Below are 15,518 nucleotides of genomic sequence, written 5' to 3'. Positions count from 1 at the left end.
GGCTACTGAGCAGCTGCAGCAAACCGCCACACGCCAACACCTCATCGCCCGGATGAGGAGCGATGACCACCACGCGCGCGCGCGGTGGTACCAGCGTGCAGGGGGTTATTGCGGGAATTTGCGCCAACTGCGGGGCGCTGTTCCAGATTTGCGCAGGGCCGCGGCGGCCGTCGCTTAAGGAGGCAGGCTTCATGGGTGTCACATCCTTGTCAATAGGGGCTGGGTCGTACCCCTTTGACGGGGCGACACTCTGTTTTAGTCAGCGCAGGCTCCGCCGCACTGCTGCGGCACCCCAACCTTGGAGTGCCAGCAAGGCGTCTTCAGCATAGTCAAGGATGGGTCGCTTTTACATCTTGTAATGTCGATTTTTTCAAGTGGCATGCATCACGCTTTTCAGGTCATCGCCAAAACCACCCTGTGCCCGGCAGTCGAGGCGGGCACTGGTAAGGACGTGCGGGGTGTGACTGCAGGCGATCGATGCATCGCAACGTTCCAGGTTGCGCACCGGGATCAGAATGCCGATCATCGCAAACCCTCGCGGGAGGCGACCGAGGTGCCGTCGTGGCTCCACAGGTCGAGGAGAAAATCGCTCTCGTGATGCTGCACAACAGGCGCCACGCCCAGGCGTTGTTGCAGCAAGGCGTGCACTTGGTCGGCGGTGTGTGGGCAGCCTTCGATTGCGGGCCGCCAGTGGCAGGCAAGCAGCTGCCCGTTCTCGGTCAACGAGGCGAGCGCGCAGTCAACCAAGCGATGCAAATCATCGGCGTCGAGGTAGTAACACAACTCGCTCAAGACGATCAGTTCGAACGCGCCCGCCGGCCATTGGTCGGGCAGGCGGCTTTGTTGCACCTGGGCGTGGGGGAACCCCAGTAAGCGGGTTTTCGCCAGCGCGACGGCGGCGGCGGCCGTGTCGCAACACACCAGGCGGTCACAGCGGGGCGCCAATTCGGCACTCAGCTCACCGTTGGCACAGCCTGGCTCGAAGATCGACGTGTAGCGCGGCCGAGTCAGCACCGCCAGGGTCAGCGCGCGTTTGCGCCGCTCGTACCAGCGCTGGCGAAACGCCCAAGGATCGTCATTGCCGGCGAACAGTTGATCAAAATAGGGCGTGGCAACGCTCATACAAACACCACTTCAAAAGGTTGCAGCAAGCGCTCCACCACGTACGGCGCGAGCACGGGTGGCAGACCGATCTGCGGGTCACCCTCCAACTGGCTGGCAAACGCGTGAATGGCGTGGCGTTTACGCGCTACGGTCTCGGGCGTCAGCAGGATTTTGCGGGCGCGGTCCCACGGCACCTGGCGGTCTTCGGGGGTTGCCCAATGCCAGGTCCATACAGGCAGTTCGTAGAGCGTGGCGCCTACCGCTCGGGTCGCTTTGGCACTGGCGCGGCCGACAGCTTCGTGGTCGCAATGGCCGTCTTCGCGCCAAGTGGTGAACACCACATCGGTGGGCTTCAGATAGCGCTGGATAAACGTGCACAGTTGTTCTTCGCGAGCGGCCACCTGGCTGTCGGCGAAGCCTGCGCGCAGCCATTTCAAACTGTGCAGCGGCAAGCCAAGGCGGTGCAGGGCCTGGGCCGACTCCTGCGGGCGCACCACGCTCAAGCGCTCCACCGGCCAACGCCTGGAGCCTGGATGGCTGGCGCTACCGTCGGTTACGGAAATCAGCTGAATCGGCCGGCCGAGCATCGCCAGGCCTTGCAACAGACCGCCACACCCGAGCACTTCATCGTCCGGGTGCGGGGCGATGATCACCGCCCGATGGCCTTCGGGCACCAACTGCTCAATGCTGATGTGCGCTAATTGCGCCATGTGGGATGACGCTTGCCACTGATACAGCGGGGTGCCTTGGCCGACAATCGGATTAGGTTTCATAAATGCCACCTGCGTGCGGAGTCGGCAGCAACCAGCTCACCCAAGGCTGCCAGGTCACGCTCGGCGTGACTTTGCCGCACGTACACCGGCAAATCCGCCATCAATTGGGCAAAGTGCGGGTCTTTGCAGTAAGGCCCTGCACCGACCGCGCGGCCGACGTGGTGGATGACCTGTTCGACGGCGTCTTCGATACACGCCCGTACCTGCTGGGCCAGTTGCCGGGCATCGGCCCGCGGTTCGCGATCGATCTGTTCGGCACTGTCACGCAAGACACATGCGCCACTGTTCAGCACACTGTCCACCGCCCCCAAGTGGGCCAGGGCATGGGGTTCTGGGCGCTTGCTGCACTGCTCGCGCAAGACCTCGGCCAGGCGTTGTGCGCCGCCATACCAGCACGCCGCAATGCCGATTCCGCCTTGCCAGAAGCCTGGGCGGGACAAGTATTCACCCGGCCTGCCGACGGCGATCCCCTTGGCGTCGTCAAACACAATCTCGACGCTGCCCGTGGCCGCCATCCCTACGGCATTCCAACCTTCATCCGTTACCGTGATCGCTGGCTGCTGCATGTCCACCGCAACTAATTGCTGGCGATCCTCTTCGTCCCAGGCGGTCAGCAAGCCATGGCTGACCACCGCCGCCCCGGAACACCAGGCCTTGCGCCCGTCGACGACCAACCGCTGGCCGTCTCGCCGCACGCGCACCTTCGCCGTTGGCGGCTCGGCGGCCCACATGCCCCAAGTGCTACCCAAGGGCGGCAACGGGCTGTCGAGCTCAGCGATGATCGCCAAGGCATCGGTATGGCCTTCGAACAGCTTGCACAGGCGCACATCATGCCCCGCCACTTGCGCAAGACAGCTAAGGCGCGCCAGCGTCTGGCCGCTGCCAGGCAATGGCAACTGGTCCAGGCCTTCTTTCTGAAGCGCCCTCAGTGCATGACCCAGGGCCTGCGTATCCGCATAACTGCGGTAGCCTTGAAGGAATTCATGCAACGCCATCTCACACCTCGTCGTGCTGCAATTCAAACAGTAACAGTGAGCGACCGGTAACGGCGTACTCATGCTCGAAGTCAAAGCGTTCCTGGCCACGCACGCCCGGGTCATTGGTGTCGAGCATGCAGGTCCAGAACTCGCCTTCGGGTACCGGTGGCAGGCGGAAATTCACCAGGTCGTGGTGGGCGTTGACCACCAGCAGCAGGGTTGCATCGCCACCCGGACGCCGAATCCCGGTCTCCTGGGCGCGGCCATCCATCAACATGCCCAGGCAGCGGCCATGGCTGTCTTGCCATTGCTCGATGCTCATCTCGCTGCCGTCCGGCGCCAGCCAGGTGACATCTTTCACGCCGATGTCTTCGTTGTAATCGCCGACCAGGAAGCGACCACGGCGCAGGATCGGATAGGCCAGGCGCAGCTTGATCAAACGTTTCACAAACTTGAGCAGGGCCTTGCCGTCGTCATCCAAGTCCCAGTTGACCCAGCCGATCTCGCTGTCTTGGCAATAGGCATTGTTGTTGCCGTGCTGGGTACGGGCAAACTCATCACCGGCCACCAGCATTGGCGTGCCCTGGGCCAGCAGCAGCGTGGCGAAGAAGTTACGCATCTGGCGCAGGCGCAGCGCGTTGATTTCCGGGTCGTCGGTGGGGCCTTCGACGCCGTGGTTCCAGGACAGGTTGTTGTTACTGCCATCCTGGTTATTTTCGTCGTTGGCTTCGTTGTGCTTGTCGTTGTACGACACCAGGTCGTGCAAGGTGAAGCCGTCGTGGGCAGTGATGAAATTCACCGAGCTGTACGGGCGCCGACCACGCTGGTTGAACATCTCCCCAGAGGCGGTCATGCGCGCGGCGAAGTCCGCCAGTTGGCCGTCGTCGCCTTTCCAGAACGCGCGCACGGTATCGCGGAACCGGTCGTTCCATTCCACCCAGCCCGGCGGGAATTTACCCACCTGATAACCACCGGGGCCACAGTCCCAGGGTTCAGCGATCATTTTCAGCTGGCGCAGCACCGGGTCCTGGCGGCAGGCCACGAGGAAACTATGGCGCTCGTCGAAGCCATCGCGGTAGCGGCCCAGAATGGTCGCCAAGTCAAAGCGGAAACCGTCCACGTGCATCTCGGTGGCCCAGTAGCGCAGCGAGTCTGTGACCATTTGCAGCACGCACGGGTGGCTCAGGTCCAGGGTGTTGCCGGTGCCGGAGTCGTTGATGTAGAAGCGCTTGTCTTCGGGCATCAAGCGGTAGTACGACGCGTTGTCGATGCCGCGCATGGACAAGGTCGGGCCGCGCTCGTTGCCTTCGGCGGTGTGGTTGTAGACCACGTCGAGGATCACTTCCAGCTTGGCCTCGTGCAGGTGCGCGACCATTTCCTTGAACTCGGCGATCTTGCCGCTGGCCAGGTAACGCGGGTCTGGTGCGAAGAAGGCAATGCTGTTGTAGCCCCAGTAATTGGTCATGCCTTTTTGCAGCAGGTGCTGGTCGTTGACAAACGCATGTACCGGCAGCAGTTCTACCGACGACACGCCTAACTGGCGGATGTGCTTGAGCACGTCGTCTTCCATCAAACCGGCGCAGGTGCCACGCACCGACTCACCGACCGAAGGGTGACGCATGCTGATGCCGCGCAGGTGGGTTTCATAGATGATCGTGCGGTCCCACGGCACGCGCACAGGCTGGTCGTTACCCCAGGTGTGCGCCGGGTCGATAACCTTGCACTTGGGCACGAAAGGCGCGCTGTCGCGTTCATCGAAACTGAGGTCATCATCGGGGTGGCCGATGGTGTAGCCGAACAGCGCCTCGGACCATTTGAGTTCGCCCACCAGCTGTTTGGCATAGGGGTCGATCAGCAATTTGTTGTGGTTGAAGCGGTGGCCGTTGGCGGGGTCGTATGCACCGTACACGCGGTAGCCGTAAATCAGCCCTGGGTGGGCGTCGGGCAAGTAACCGTGGAAGGTTTCATCGGTGTATTCCGGCAGTTCGATACGTTCCAGCTCGATTTCGCCGGTATCGTCGAACAGGCACAGTTCGACTTTAGTGGCGTTGGCCGAGAACAGCGCGAAGTTCACACCCAGGCCGTCCCAGGTGGCGCCAAGTGGGAAGGGCAAACCTTCACGAATCCGCGACGGCTCATTTTCCTGCGTCGATTGGGTTTTATCGGGTTTGCTCATTGTTGAGTTGCTCCTGCAAGGGTCTTTTTTCGGGCCGAGCGCGACCGTGCTGGCGATCGTTCAGCTGACGCTGTGGACAGTGAAAATGACCTCCTGCGGACAACGCCGGCAGGAGGCCCATGGGATCAAAAGGCTTAAGACTTGGGCTTTTTCGGCGCGGCCGGCTTTTTGGCCGCCGGCGGTACGGGTTTGCTCGCGGCAGGGGCCGCAGGCTTGGCTTTGGGCGTAGGCTTGGGCGCGGTTTTCGGCTTGGCGGCGGCCTTGGGCTTGCTCGGTGTCAGCGCCTCGGCTTCGGCCAGCTTGCGTGCCATCTCCCAGTGGCGTGCATCTTCACCGTGGGGTTTGCCTTCGGACTCCCAGATCTGATGCGCCAACTCGCGTATGCGTTTGTCTTCAGTACTCATCGCAATGCTCCTCACAGAAAAGTTTCAGCGTTCTTGATCATCAGGATTGATAAAGACATTGACCGGGACATCCCCCAGGGCAGCGCTGATCAACAGCTCGTTGTTTGGTGTGACTGCGCCTGTATGAAAAAGTCCCTTCCAGTTTTGTGTTGTGACGGCGAACGGTAATTTCACGCGTGTATCGCCCCAAACCTGCGCACTGACATGGGGCTGTTCAGCCTTTTCCAGCAAGCGATGAGACCAGCGTGGCACCACCACCAGCAGGTATTTGCCGTGAGACTCGCGGCAAAATGCGACAACGTGTTCAGCGTGTTTGCCGATGACTTCCAGCGGTAGGTAGCGGCCGCTGCGGAACATCTCGGGATCAGCCTTGCGCAAGGCTAAAACCTCGGCAATCAACGCCTGTTTGACACGCCCGTCGCGCCAGTTAAACAACAGTTCACCGATGTCCGGTGGCGTATCCAGCGCCTGTTGCCGTGCGCTGAAATCCACGGGGCGCCGGTTGTCCGGGTCGACCAGGCTGAAGTCCCAGAACTCGTCGCCCTGGTACACGTCCGGCACACCCGGCACGGTGAGCCGAAGCAAGGATTGCGCCAGGCCATTGACCGCACCGGCTGCAGCGATGGCGTGGGCGGCGTCGCCAACGGCGGTGCGCAGCGCCTGACCTTCCTCGCTGAGCAGCAGACGCGTCAGGAAGGCTTCGACGCCTTGTTCATAGGCCTCATTAGGCGCGCTCCAACTGCTTTGCAACTTGGCTTCGCGCAGGGCTTTTTGCTGCCATTGCCAGAGGCGCTTTTGATAGGCATGCATGTCCGGGTTGGCGTCCAGCGGCCAACTGCCCAGCAACACTTGATACACGATCAGCTCGTCACCGGCAGAAGGGCTGTCGGCAGTCGCACGCACTTTTGCGGCGAGGGTACGCCAGTGCTCGACCTGCTCGGCATACCACGGCGCGCACTCGCTGAGGACTGCCAGGCGCGCGCGGGAGTCTTCGCCGCGCTTATGGTCGTGGGTGGCAGTGGCCAAGAGGTTGTCGGGAAAGCGCTGCAGCCGCTGTGTGTTGACGGCGTGAAAGTCGGCCACCGTTGCACTGAATTGCTCGGTGCTGAAGCCCACATCGTTACGCGACAGCAGCACCGCCGAACGATAGAACGCGGTGTCTTCCACGGCCTTGGCGGCAGCCGGCGACGTCAGTTGCTGGAAGCGTACGCAGGCATGCTTGAGCAGCTTGCGCTCGCGGCCGACCGGGCGATTGCGCCAAGGCTGGCCACCGAGCCATTTTTCCAGGTGATCGAGTACCGGCCAATCGCCTTGGCTCAGGGTGGCGCGAGCACCCGCCAGCGCTTGCAGAAAAAACACGTCGTCGCTTTCACTGCGGCCACGGGCGCTGATGTAGGTGCGGTACACCGGGAAGTGCACGATCAGTTCCTGCAAGGCACGGCGAATAGCGCCCAGCGTCAGGTCGCGGGTCATCACATCATCACGGGCGACTTGCAGCAGGGCTTGGGCCACGCTTTCAAAATCCCCGGCCAGGGAGCCATTGAGGATCTGTTGGCGCGCCAGCCATGCCTCCTCGATAAACGACGCGGGCCGTCCGCTGTGGCGGGTCCACAGCTCGGCAAGCGGTGCAAACCCTTGAGGATCATGCTGCAGCAACGACAGTTGGTTCATGAATTCGTAGCCGGTGGTGCCGTCCACTTTCCAGTCTTCGCGCAGGGTTTCGCCCTCGCCGAGGATCTTCTCTACAAAGATCGGCAGGTGCCGCTCCGGCGACAGCGAGTCCACCCGCCGGCGCAGCTTGCGGCAGTAAGCGCGCGGGTCGGCCAGCCCGTCGATGTGGTCGATGCGCAGACCGTCCACCAGGCCTTCGCCGATCAGTTCAAAGATCTTGTCGTGAGTGGCTTCGAACACGGCCGTGCGCTCTACGCGCAGGCCGCCTAGCTCGTTGACGTCGAAGAAGCGCCGCCAGTTGATATCGTCTGCGGCGGTGCGCCAGCTGGCGAGGCGGTAAGTTTGCTGCTCGAGCAATTGATGCAGGCGTTCAAAGCCTTCGGGTTGGCGCCCGTCGAACGCGGCGAGGCGCTGCTCAATGGTGTGCAGCACCAAGCCCTCGGTCGCGCGTTCGGCCAGCGCTTGCTTGAGCCATGCAGCTTCGTGGTAGGCGTCGTCTTGATAGGCGAGGGCGCTAAACCGGTCGGCCAATGGCTTGAGCAGTTCGTCGGCGCCGAAAATCATCGCGTAATCGCGCGGGCAGATCGGGAAGCGGTGTTCGTAATGCTCGACGTAAAACGCACCGTGTTCGGCATCGAAATGCAACGCCAGGCTGCCGGTTTGCAGGGCTTCGCCGTAGTCGCTGCCCAGAAACGGCATCAGCAGTTGGCCCTTGAGCAACGGGTCGGGCGAGTGCCACTGAATATCGAAAAACTCACTGTAAGGGCTCAAACGGCCCCACTCCAGCAGGTCCAGCCACCAGGGGTTATCCGCGCCGCCGACGGCCATATGGTTGGAGACGATATCGAGGATCAGCCCCATATCGTGTTCACGCAGCGCGGCGACCAGACGGCGCAAAGCCTGCTCGCCACCCAGTTCAGGGTTAACCGTGGTGGGGTCGACCACGTCGTAGCCATGCATCGACCCGGCGCGGGCGCTGAGTAACGGCGAGGCATACAAATGACTGATGCCTAGCTGGGCGAAGTACGGTACCAACGGCACCGCATCGTCCAGGGTGAAACCTTTATGGAATTGCAGGCGCTGGGTAGCGCGCAGGGGTAGTGCTTTCATCGGTCACGCTCATAGGCTTGGTTGCGCGCGACGGCCAGCAGTTCGAGGCGGCGCGCGGCGCCGGCATTGTCGAGCAGGCTGGCGGCTTCGCTGGGCAGGCGGCGGCGCCAATTGGGGTGGGTGTCGGTGGTGCCGGGCAGGTTGGGTTGTTCTTCGATGCCCAACGCATCTTCCAACGGCAGCAACACCAGCGGTGCACGGGTGTGACCCAGGTAGCGCACGCTGGCGTCGATCATGTGATCAGTGTCGTTGCGGATCTCATCGACGAAGTTCTGCGGGTCCTGGCTCAAGGCCTGGCGTAGCGCCTGGCGTTCGCGCAGACGGTGCTCGCTCCACTGCTCCACGGTCGGTGCGTCGATCAGGCCCAGTTGGATATTCCACTCGATGTCGCGGCTGTGCCACCAGCCATTGAGTGTCGGCAAGTCGTGGGTGCTGGTGGTCGCCAAGGCATTGTCCGGCCAGTCGAGGATCGGTTTGAACTGGCCATCGTGGCCCTGTTCGAACAGCAGCACACGCATGCCCAGAATCGAACGGCCGCTGAGTTTTTCGCGCAGGCCGTCGGGTACGGTGCCCAAGTCTTCACCCAGGACAATCGCCTTGTGGCGCTGAGATTCCAACGCCAACAGTCGCAACAGATCGTCCACCGGGTAATACAGGTAGGCGCCTTCGCGCGGCGAAGCGTCCTTGGGGATCACCCACAGGCGTTGCAGGCCCATCACGTGGTCGATGCGTAAGCCGCCGGCATGCGCGAAATTGGCCCGCAGCATTTCGATAAAAGCACGAAAACCATTGCGCTTGAGGCCTTCGGGAGAAAACGCGGAAATGCCCCAGCCTTGGCCAGCGCGGTTGAGGACATCGGGCGGTGCGCCCACGGTGAGGTCGGCCAGCAGTTCGTCCTGACGGCTCCAGGCTTGGCTGCCACCGCCATCGGCGCCGACGGCCAGGTCAGCGATCAGGCCGACGCCCATGCCACTGCCACGCGCGGCCTGTTGCGCACGCCCAAGGCAGCGAGCGATCAGCCATTGGCTGAAGGCGTAAAAGCCGATTTCGTCAGCGTGTTCTGCGGCAAACTCCACCAGCGCCGGGCTCTGTGGCGTGCGCCAGGCTTCGGGCCAGTGACGCCAGTCGAGCGCTTCGCCCGCGGCGGCGCGCACGGCCTGTACGGCTTCGAAGCGGCAGTGGTTTTCCAGGGCTTCGCCGCCAGCCTGGCGGAAGCTGAGGAAGTCGGCATGTTGCGGGTGCTCGCCGTGGCGGAAGTCTTCATACAAGGCACGCAACAGGCGCTGTTTAGCGTTGGCGGCGGCGGGCCAGTCGATCAGGGTGTGTTGCTCAAGTGTGTGCAATTCATCGGCGAGCCCCAGGGCTTCAATGGCATTGCGCACTTCACGCTCACCGAGGATGCAGGCGGGCGACGCGTAGAGGCTGTTGAGAAACAGGCGACTGGACGGCGAGTAGGGGCTGTAGCGTCCAGTGTCGGCACTGAACATTGCGTGCATCGGGCTGATCGCCAAGGCATCCGCGCCGCGTTCGGCGGCGCAGCGGGCTACGTGTTCCAAGGCCTGGGTGTCGCCAAACCCGCCATCACCCAGGCGGCGTAGTGCATAGAGCTGTGCGCTCAGGCCCCAGGCGCGGGCGGGTTGATGGTCGACCGCTTCGGCCACGCTGTAGCAGTGGGTGGGTGCGACAGCCAAGGTGAACGTCTGGTCGTCGATATGCACCTGGTGGTAGCCCAGGGCAATAACCCCGGGCAACACAGCGTCGCCATCGAGGCGCAACTCCAGGGTTTCGCCGTCCTCCAGGCTGACCCGGCATGGCGTGTCCGCGGCAAAGTAGCGTGCCAGGTCCAAGCCTTCGCCACTGTCGACGGTCATCAGCGGTGGCAGGTGTTTGTCTTGTTGTACCTGTTCAAGTTCGAGCAGGCTGGCATCGATCTCGGCGTCGGTATCGGCCGGGTGGCCCAAGCCTTTGAGGACCGCGCGCAGGGCGGCGGGTTTCACATGTTGTGGGCGGCCGTTTGCGTCGATCCAATCGACGGCCAGGCCCGCGCGGCTGGCGAGTATTTCCAGGTTCGCTTCGCTCAAAGGTGCTCTCCAACAGGGGATAAGGCGACGCGTGCGCTGAACGGCGCCAGGTGCGCCTCATCCGTGGCCGGCGTCTCGAATAGCAGGTGGGGCGGCGCCGGGTGATCCAGCGGCGTCGCGCCAAGGTTCAGGTCGATTTGCAACACGCTGCCATTGCCCAGGCGCCAGCGCGCCGTGACCGCACCGTCCGCCAGCACCTGTGCGCCCAAGGCCACGCTGCCTGGCAGGTGCGGCACGATATGCAGGTGACGCAGGCTCAGCAGGTGACGGTAAAACTGGCTTTGCGTGTTCTCGGTAAAACCGGGCGCCGATTGCAGGAAGGTCAGCAGTGCATTCGGGTCGGGGATGTGTTCGCGCCGTTCAAGGTCTTTGAACGCCGCGAAATCGGCGAACTCGTTGCGCCGGCCTTCGCGTACGGCTTCGGCCAGTTCGCCATGGTGGTCGGTGAAAAACAGGAATGGCTGTTCGGCGTTGACTTCATCACCCATGAAGATCAGCGGGATCATTGGCGACATCAGCAATAACGTGGTTGCCGCTTTGAGCGCCTGGGGTGAACACAGTTGATGCAAGCGTTCGCCCAAGGCGCGATTGCCGATCTGGTCGTGGTTCTGCAAAAACGCCACGAAGGCACTGGGTGGCAAGTGGCCACTGGGTTCGCCACGCTCATGGCCATGGCGCGTGGTGTGGCCTTGGTAGATAAAGCCTTCGCCCAGGCAGCGCGCCAATTTGTCGGTAGGGTTTTGTGCAAAGTCGCTGTAGTAGGCGTCAGTTTCGCCGGTCAGCAACACGTGCAGGACGTTATGGAAGTCATCGTTCCACTGCGCATCAAAATCATGCGTTAACAGGCTGGCCTGGTTGAGCTCATTTTCCAACACCAGCCAGACGTGCCGGCCGACGTCCGCCTGCTGGCGAACGCGCTGTGCGAGTTCGGTCAGGAAACCTGGGTTGTCGATCGCGTGCACTGCATCCAGGCGCAGGCCATCGACGCGGTACTCCAACAACCACATCAGCGCGTTATCGAGAAAGAAGTTGCGCACTTCGCGGCGATCAAAGTCAATGCCGGCGCCCCATGGCGTGTGCACGTCTTCTTGAAAGAAACCCTTGGCGTATTGACCCAGGTAATTGCCATCGGGGCCGAAGTGGTTGTAGACCACGTCGAGAATCACCGCCAGGCCGTGCTCGTGGGCGCTGTCGATCAGGGCTTTGAGTTGTTCGGGAGGCCCGTAGCAGGCTTGCGGTGCGTAGGGCAGGACCCCGTCGTAACCCCAGTTGCGCTCGCCGGGAAATTGCGCCAAAGGCATTAATTCAATGGCGGTGATGCCCAGTTCGGCCAGGCGTGGCAGCTGCTTTTCAACTGCGGCGTAGCCACCCATTGCCCCCACGTGCAGTTCGTAGATCACCGCCTCATGCCATGGGCGGCCTTGCCAGTTGGGGTGTCGCCATTGGTAGGCGAGCGGATCGACGACCACGCTCCAACCATGTACATCCAGGGCTTGAGCCCTGGATGCCGGGTCGGGTACATCCATTTCACCGTCGATGTTGTAACGGTAACGAGTGCCCGCCGGGCATTTTATCTCTGCCTCAAACCAGCCTTCTGCCTGGGGCAGCATGGCGATTGATTTACCGTCTTCCAATTCAACGCTGACATAAAACGCGTCTGGCGCCCACAAGGCAAAACGCGTGTGTTGCGCGTCCAGCATGATTGCGCCGTGGGGCCAGGTTTCCAGAGTCCGTGACGGCATCTATGAAGCCCTCCCTTGATTATTTAGCGGATTTCCCCAGTGCTTTAGCGACAAGTTGCTCATACAGTTCGGCGTAGGGTTCCACCGCCTGGCACCAGTTGAAGGGCTGGGTCATGGAGCGGCTGCGCATGGCGTTGAGCAGGCCTTTGTTGGCAAACACACGGAACGCGCGGCTCAGCGCCTCTTGGTAGCTTTCAACCGTGGATTCATTAAACAGGAAGCCGGTGACGCCATTTTCAATGGTGTCCGCCAGCCCGCCGGTATTACGCGCAACCGGCAACGAACCGAAGCGCTGGGCATACATCTGGCTCAGGCCGCAGGGTTCATAACGCGATGGCATCAGCAGGAAGTCGCTGCCGGCAAACATGCGGCGCGCATCGGTTTCGTTGAAGCCGATGCGCACGCCGACCTGGCCGGGGAAGCGCAGAGCCAGTTCACGCATGGCGTGTTCTTCTTCCGGCTCGCCGCGCCCAATAATGGCGATCTGGCCGCCGTTTTCGACGATAAAGCTGCTGACCGCCTCGGTCAGGTCCAGACCTTTTTGATACACCAGGCGCGAGACCACTGCAAACAGTGGGCCGGTGGATTCGTGCAGGCCGAACAACGCGCGGACGTGGGCGGCGTTGACCGCCTTGCCTTCCCAGTCACCGATGTTGAAGTTGTGGGTAAGGTGCGTGTCGGTGGAGGTTTCCCAGCTTTCGTCGATGCCGTTGGGAATGCCACTGAGCAGGCCTTGCTGGGTTTTGCTGGCGAGGAAGCCATCAAGGCCGCAGCCGAATTCCGGGGTGGTGATTTCCTGGGCGTACGTGGCGCTCACCGTGGTGATATGGCTGGAATACGCCATGCCAGCCTTGAGGAACGACATCTTGCCGTAGAACTCCATGCCTTCCTGCTGCAGAGCATGCGGCGGAATGCCCAGCTCCGGCGTAGACGCCAAACTCACCACGCCTTGATAGGCAAGGTTATGAATGGTGAACAAGGTTGGGGTGCGTGAGCCACGCCAATGCATATAGGCCGGGGCCAGACCAGCGGGCCAGTCATGGGCGTGCACCAGGTCCGGGCACCAGTGGATCTGCGCGAGGTTGGCGGCCATGTCAGCGGCGGCCAGGCCCAGGCGGGCAAAGCGAATATGGTTGTCGGGCCAGTCACGGCCGTTGTTGGCGCCGTACGGTGTGCCTTCGCGCTCATAGAGTTCGGGGCAGATCAGTACATAGATAACCAGGCCGTCCTTGAGGTCCATGCGCCCGATCTTGCAGGGCGGCAGGGCCGCGTGGCCGCCCAGTTCACCGATGACGTGGATCGGGTTGTCGCTTTCCATCACCTGCGGGTAACCCGGGATCAGCACGCGCACATCGTGCAAGTGCGCCATGGCGCGGGGCAGGGCAGCGGAGACGTCGCCCAGGCCGCCGGTTTTCACCAGGTCGGCGAATTCGGAGGTGACAAACAAGACTTTCTTTCGATTGGGGTTCTGACTCACGATCGGCCGCACAGTATTGGGCAGGTCGGCCAAAGATGTTGGCCCCCCTGCCGGCTGACTAAAACGCTCTCCCTGAGTATCTACTGCAGCACTGATCATCATTCTCTCCCACATGTTTGGCTGGCTGATGGCCCGCTGCCATCAGCTCCGAAGACCGCATCCTGCGGCCACGCGCACAAGCACTGTACAAACTGGCAAGGCGTATGCCAGTTGCACGATTAGCCGAAAAAGATTGGATGAACGGGCATGTGGTGTGAACCGCATGCACTCGCCTCCCTTAAAAACTGGACCTATGGCAGCGTTGGAAAGTTTCGATTTTTTGCGGGGTTTTTGTTTTGGAACGGACCCATCGGTCATGAGTCTAGGACAGATCCTAGAGCCTGTAGGGTTTATGTGGGAATTTTGTAGGACAAAAATCTTTTAACCTTATGCGGACTTACTCTAGCGAGCAGGCTTGCTCTGCGTTGGCGTGCCAAGCACTCCCATTAAGGCGCGCTCGGTATGCCTGCTCCACCGAGCGTGCCGATTTTAGGGCCGCTTCGCGCCCCAATGCAGGGCAAGCGTGCTCGCCACAAAATGGTGCGAAGCAGGATCAGCCCAGCACGCGAATGGGCGCGCCGCCAGCCCAGGCTTGAACATCTTCAATCATCTGCTGATAAAACTGCCGGTAATTCTGCTCGCTCACATACCCCACATGGGGCGTAGCCAGTACGTTGGGCAAACGCCGAAACGGATGCTCAATCGGTAGTGGCTCTTCGCTATATACGTCCAGTGCCGCCCCGGCCAAGCGCCCGGCGGCCAATGCTTCGGCAAGTGCCTGCTCATCCACAATCGGCCCGCGCGCGGTATTCACCAAACGCGCGGTCGGCTTCATCCAGCCCAACGCCTCGGCATTCACCAAGCCGCGGGTGCGCTCGCTGAGTACCAGGTGCACAGTGAGGATATCGGCTTGCTCGAACAGCTCGCGCTGGGTGACCCAGGTCACCCCGCAGACGGCTGCGCGTTCGGGGGTCAGGTTTTCACTCCAGGCAATCACGCGCATGCCGAACACCTGGGCGAATTGCGCAACTTTCTGGCCGATGCTGCCCAAGCCGAGGATCCCTAAGGTTTTCCCATGCAGGTCGCCACCCAGGCCGACCTGCCATGCGCCGTCCCTCAGGGCGTTGGCTTCGCCCAGCAGATTGCGCGTGGAGGCCATGATCAACGCCCAGGTCAGCTCAGGCGCCGCGTGCTTATAGCTGTCGGTGCCGCATACCTGGATGCCCAGGGCCTGGGTGGTGGGAATGTCGATGGCCGCATTGCGCATGCCGCCGGTCACCAGCAGCTTGAGGTTGGGCAGGCCTTGCAGCAAGGCTTTGTCGAAGCTAGAGCGTTCGCGCATTACGCAAATCACCTCGAACCTGTGCAAACGCTCGATCATCACCTGGGTCTCAGCCGGGTAATCGTGCAGGAAATGCACCTGGCCTACCGTGTCGAGCACTGACCAATCCACCACGCCACTGGCCACATTCTGCCAATCATCAATGACTGCGATCTGTACCGACATTCACGCGTGCCTCGAAAAAGGTTGGACTTAAAGGGCGTTCAAACCCTGCAACAGCGTTTTATTAAACTGGGCCGGCTCTTCCATCTGTGGCGCATGCCCAAGACCCGGGAACTCCACCAAGGTTGCGTGGGGAATCAACTTAGCCACGTGCTTGCCCAACTCGTTGTAATGACCGAGCGTGGCCTTGACCGCAGGTGGCGCAATATCGCTGCCGATGGCGGTGGTGTCGGACGTGCCGATCAGCAGCAGGGTGGGCATTTGTAAATCCTTGAACTCGTAGTACACCGGCTGGGTGAAGATCATGTCGTAAATCAACGCCGAGTTCCATGCGACCTGGGTGTGCACCGGGCCTTTATTCAAGCCTGCGAGCATGTCGACCCAACGGTCGTACTCAGGCTTCCAGCGCCCGACGGAATCAGTGTCAAGTCCGTTTTGGCGAATGCCTTTGGCCCCGGGC

11 protein-coding genes and 2 pseudogenes are annotated in these 15,518 nt (G+C 61.8%); all 13 read right to left on the bottom strand.

The annotated features are described in order from the left end of the window. Positions 1-193 (bottom strand): annotated as a pseudogene (locus E0F99_RS24365) (PIG-L family deacetylase); the annotation flags it as partial. A gap of 177 nt (positions 194-370) precedes the next feature. Next, positions 371-505 (bottom strand): annotated as a pseudogene (locus E0F99_RS24360) (glycosyltransferase); the annotation flags it as partial. Positions 506-522: 17 nt separating this feature from the next. Next, on the bottom strand, positions 523-1,122 hold the full coding sequence (locus E0F99_RS24355; protein ID WP_083358562.1) for an SAM-dependent methyltransferase: 600 nt from the start codon (positions 1,120-1,122) through the stop codon (positions 523-525). Beyond that, positions 1,119-1,877: a PIG-L deacetylase family protein gene (locus E0F99_RS24350; protein WP_083358561.1), complete on the bottom strand. Its 759-nt coding sequence runs from the start codon at positions 1,875-1,877 to the stop codon at positions 1,119-1,121. Before E0F99_RS24350 ends, E0F99_RS24355 begins: the two co-directional genes overlap by 4 nt. Further along, the gene (locus E0F99_RS24345) at positions 1,874-2,872 is read right to left on the bottom strand and encodes an acyl-CoA dehydrogenase family protein (RefSeq protein ID WP_083358560.1); all 999 of its coding nucleotides are present in this window, start codon (positions 2,870-2,872) and stop codon (positions 1,874-1,876) included. The genes E0F99_RS24350 and E0F99_RS24345 overlap by 4 nt, the downstream gene beginning before the upstream one ends. Position 2,873: 1 nt before the next feature. Beyond that, the gene (glgX, locus tag E0F99_RS24340; RefSeq protein ID WP_083358559.1) at positions 2,874-5,030 is read right to left on the bottom strand and encodes a glycogen debranching protein GlgX; all 2,157 of its coding nucleotides are present in this window, start codon (positions 5,028-5,030) and stop codon (positions 2,874-2,876) included. Between the two features lie 134 nt (positions 5,031-5,164). Further along, positions 5,165-5,434, bottom strand: a complete 270-nt coding sequence (locus tag E0F99_RS24335) for a DUF2934 domain-containing protein (RefSeq protein ID WP_083358558.1) — start codon at positions 5,432-5,434, stop codon at positions 5,165-5,167. 24 nt (positions 5,435-5,458) lie between these two features. Next, positions 5,459-8,215 carry a malto-oligosyltrehalose synthase gene (locus E0F99_RS24330; RefSeq protein WP_083358557.1) on the bottom strand — a complete coding sequence of 919 codons (2,757 nt, stop codon included), beginning with the start codon at positions 8,213-8,215 and terminating at the stop codon, positions 5,459-5,461. After that, entirely contained in the window at positions 8,212-10,296 is a 2,085-nt protein-coding gene (malQ, locus tag E0F99_RS24325) for a 4-alpha-glucanotransferase (RefSeq protein WP_083358556.1), read from the bottom strand. The genes E0F99_RS24330 and malQ overlap by 4 nt, the downstream gene beginning before the upstream one ends. Next, entirely contained in the window at positions 10,293-12,038 is a 1,746-nt protein-coding gene (gene treZ / locus E0F99_RS24320; RefSeq protein ID WP_083358555.1) for a malto-oligosyltrehalose trehalohydrolase, read from the bottom strand. The genes malQ and treZ overlap by 4 nt, the downstream gene beginning before the upstream one ends. Positions 12,039-12,057: 19 nt before the next feature. Next, the gene (gene glgA / locus E0F99_RS24315; protein WP_083360438.1) at positions 12,058-13,614 is read right to left on the bottom strand and encodes a glycogen synthase GlgA; all 1,557 of its coding nucleotides are present in this window, start codon (positions 13,612-13,614) and stop codon (positions 12,058-12,060) included. Positions 13,615-14,107: 493 nt separating this feature from the next. Beyond that, positions 14,108-15,061 carry a D-2-hydroxyacid dehydrogenase family protein gene (locus E0F99_RS24310; protein WP_083358554.1) on the bottom strand — a complete coding sequence of 318 codons (954 nt, stop codon included), beginning with the start codon at positions 15,059-15,061 and terminating at the stop codon, positions 14,108-14,110. 27 nt (positions 15,062-15,088) lie between these two features. Further along, positions 15,089-15,518, bottom strand: a 430-nt coding sequence (locus E0F99_RS24305; protein WP_242626923.1) for an alpha/beta fold hydrolase, incomplete at its 5' end; no start/stop codon positions are given.

Origin of the sequence: Pseudomonas antarctica, assembly GCF_900624995.1 — a bacterium.
In the GTDB taxonomy this organism is placed as follows: Bacteria; Pseudomonadota; Gammaproteobacteria; order Pseudomonadales; family Pseudomonadaceae; genus Aquipseudomonas; species Aquipseudomonas antarctica.
Note: the sequence above shows the minus strand (reverse complement) of the source record. Positions and strands in the feature narration are given on the sequence as shown.

Excerpts from the sequence above, each read along its gene's own strand:
- E0F99_RS24355 (WP_083358562.1), bottom strand. The coding sequence starts at position 1,122 with ATGAGCGTTGCCACGCCCTATTTTGATCAACTGTTCGCCGGCAATGAC.
- E0F99_RS24350 (WP_083358561.1), bottom strand. The coding sequence starts at position 1,877 with ATGAAACCTAATCCGATTGTCGGCCAAGGCACCCCGCTGTATCAGTGG.
- E0F99_RS24310 (WP_083358554.1), bottom strand. The coding sequence starts at position 15,061 with ATGTCGGTACAGATCGCAGTCATTGATGATTGGCAGAATGTGGCCAGT.
- treZ (WP_083358555.1), bottom strand. The coding sequence starts at position 12,038 with ATGCCGTCACGGACTCTGGAAACCTGGCCCCACGGCGCAATCATGCTG.
- glgA (WP_083360438.1), bottom strand. The coding sequence starts at position 13,614 with ATGATCAGTGCTGCAGTAGATACTCAGGGAGAGCGTTTTAGTCAGCCG.
- E0F99_RS24345 (WP_083358560.1), bottom strand. The coding sequence starts at position 2,872 with ATGGCGTTGCATGAATTCCTTCAAGGCTACCGCAGTTATGCGGATACG.
- glgX (WP_083358559.1), bottom strand. The coding sequence starts at position 5,030 with ATGAGCAAACCCGATAAAACCCAATCGACGCAGGAAAATGAGCCGTCG.
- E0F99_RS24335 (WP_083358558.1), bottom strand. The coding sequence starts at position 5,434 with ATGAGTACTGAAGACAAACGCATACGCGAGTTGGCGCATCAGATCTGG.
- E0F99_RS24330 (WP_083358557.1), bottom strand. The coding sequence starts at position 8,215 with ATGAAAGCACTACCCCTGCGCGCTACCCAGCGCCTGCAATTCCATAAA.